The 1,055-nt window shown below is 59.7% G+C and carries 1 protein-coding gene; it reads left to right on the top strand.

Annotation, left to right across the window (positions count from 1 at the left end):
- On the top strand, positions 1-272 hold a 272-nt coding region (locus AC1D01_RS36100), incomplete at its 5' end, for a hypothetical protein (protein WP_477874538.1).
- Positions 273-1,055 lie beyond the last annotated feature (783 nt).

Here is a 1,055-nt window from a genome sequence, read left to right as displayed (position 1 = left end):
CTCTTGTCGATTCGTTCGTGGTCACTGCAGAACTTGCTCCGCAGCTCGACGGTCTCGAGCTGGGCAAGTGGTACGTCGTCGATGGCACGTTCGCTTCGGCAACGGAGCTGCCACCTCGCGGCAGTTGGGTTGAGGTGCAACTGCCGAACGGAGACTCCCGCCAGGTAGTGGTAGTGGGTTGCGAGACTCGGCATGGTGTTGCGGCGCTGTTGTTCATAGAGCCAGACGTCAGTTTCCCGCGCCTGAGCAAAGTTCGCCGTCTCCCCGACTAGCTGCCATCGTGACTGTGCGGCTAGTTGCGCCGATCGCGACCGCTTCCGCAAATGGCCACGTGCTGCCGGTCGCGACTGACTACTAGGCTAGGATGCCTGCGCCTGCTGCGCTGGCTGGGCCGCTGAGTTTTAACGTTGGAGGGCATAGATGCGGCTGCTTATCAACGTTGTGATGCTGGTTGTCCTGCTCTTGCCAGCGCTCCTCGTAGGGAGTTCCGCCTGGTTGTGGTGGAGCAAGCTGTCGAGGCCTTGGGTATTCACGGCCGTGAATTTCCTTGCGCTCTATTCGCTCACCGCGTATCTAGTGCTTCGTCAGCTCAGCGATCTCGGCACTACTGGAGAACCATCGAGGCAAAGGACATCACTAGTGGACCAGCTGGTAACGCAGGCGGCTTCAGACCTGGTGTTGTTCTTGGTTCTCTCTGCAGTGTGCCTTTGGGCAACCCGTTGGGTCCTGTCGCAACCACATATTTGAGGCAGCATGCCTCCTAACCCTTCCATCGAGAGAGGACGTCCTGTAGCTGGCGTCACCAGCTTCAAGCCGCCTCTCATGTCAGCCGTTGAACGGCTGTTTGCTAAGCTTGGGCGAACTTCCGCTCTGGGTCGTTTCGAGGCCGCCCGCAGCTGAGCCCGAACGTCTTCAGCCGGCCAGAAGCGGTCCTTTCATGACGTCCGCTCTGCGGCAGCGCTTCTCGCGACGCTACGATGCCACCCCGGCACCTCCTCGATGTCGAGAGGTCGGCATCCAAGATCAGGCACTGCAAACGTGAAACTCTTCTACCT

The organism is Rhizobacter sp. P3_B12, assembly GCF_056402895.1.
This window is presented reverse-complemented; position numbering and strand designations above follow the sequence as displayed.